Source organism: Hyphomonas sp. (assembly GCF_040882205.1).
GTDB lineage: Bacteria > Pseudomonadota > Alphaproteobacteria > Caulobacterales > Hyphomonadaceae > Hyphomonas.
The window spans coordinates 1-1,330 of record NZ_JBBEBT010000043.1 but is presented as its reverse complement, the minus strand read 5'-3'; the positions used below and the strand labels follow the sequence as shown (position 1 = coordinate 1,330).

Sequence of the window (1,330 nt, the reverse complement as noted above, 5' to 3'; positions counted from 1 at the left end):
GATTGTTCCGTAACCGCCGCTAATACCAACCTGCGTGGGATTTGACTCACGTGGGGGCTTCCCAAGGCGGTGAAAGTCTGAATCAATGACCCTCTGGTTATGGAGGGCATGAGAGGTGGCTCGGTTTGTCTGCACAGGGATCGGCAAGGGATAAGTGGATCGTCTGCCGGTTGCTTGGTTGAACTGTCGATATGGGGCGTCATGCAGGGAGGGCGTAGCCCGACCGGAGTGACGCCCCATATCGACGGCCATGTTCATGCTGCCATCTTCACGGGCAGGTTGTCAAAATATGTCTGATCCGGTGTCTTGGCAGCCAGACTCGAATGCGGCCTTTTGCCATTGTAGAAACTCAGGTACCGGCCGATCGATGCGCGGGCTTCGCTGACCCCGCCATAGGCGCGTAGATAGACCTCCTCATATTTCACCGAGCGCCAGAGCCGCTCGACAATGACGTTATCGCGCCAGGCGCCCCGACCATCCATGCTGATGGCGATCTTTTCGCGCAGCAGCACACCGGTGAAAGCCATACTCGTGAACTGGCTACCCTGGTCCGTATTAAAGATCTCCGGTTTGCCGAAGCGCGCCAGGGCTTCTTCGAGAGCCTCGACACAAAAATCGGCATCCATCGTGATCGACACCCGCCAGGACAGGACCTTGCGGCTGAACCAGTCGACGATAGCTACGAGATAGACGAAGCCCTTCGCCATCGGGATGTAGCTGATGTCGGTTGCCCAGACTTGGTTCGGCCGCACGATCGGCAGCTTGCGCAGCAAATAGGGATAGATCTTGTGCCCCGCCGCCGGCTTCGAGGTGTTCGGGCGACGGTAGATCGACTCGATCGCCATCCGCTTCATCAAGGTCGCGACGTGCAGTCGGCCGATCTTGGTGCCCTCCTGCCGGAGCAGGTCGCGCAGCATCCGGCTGCCCGCAAACGGGAACTCAAGGTGCAACTCATCGATCCGCCGCATGATGGCCAGATCGGTCGGCGACACCGGCTTGGGCAAGTAATAGACGCTGCCCCGGCTGATCCCCAGTTCCCGCGCCTGCCGCGCAAGCGGCAGCGTGTGCGAACGGTCGATCATCGTTTTGCGCCCGGCAACAGACCGGCCTTCCCGAGCGCGCCGGCCAAAAAATCGTTCACGAGGGTCAACTCACCGATCTTGGCGTGCAACGTCTTCACGTCGATCGCAGGTTCCGCCGCTTCGGTGGCGCTGTCCGCGCCGAAAACACCAGCGGCACCCTCAAGCAACTGCGTGCGCCAAGTCGTGATCTGGTTCGCATGAACGTCATACAACTGCGCCAGTTCGGCCAGCGTCTTCTCGCCCTTCAC

1 protein-coding gene is annotated in these 1,330 nt (G+C 60.2%); it reads right to left on the bottom strand.

Going from position 1 to position 1,330, the window contains the following annotated elements:
* Positions 1 to 254: 254 nt before the first annotated feature.
* A protein-coding gene (locus WEA77_RS02230; RefSeq protein ID WP_368066240.1) for an IS3 family transposase occupies positions 255 to 1,330 on the bottom strand; the annotation gives its coding sequence in 2 pieces (ribosomal slippage) (positions 255 to 1,126 and positions 1,126 to 1,330; 1,077 coding nt annotated over the 2 pieces). This gene is flagged as partial in the annotation.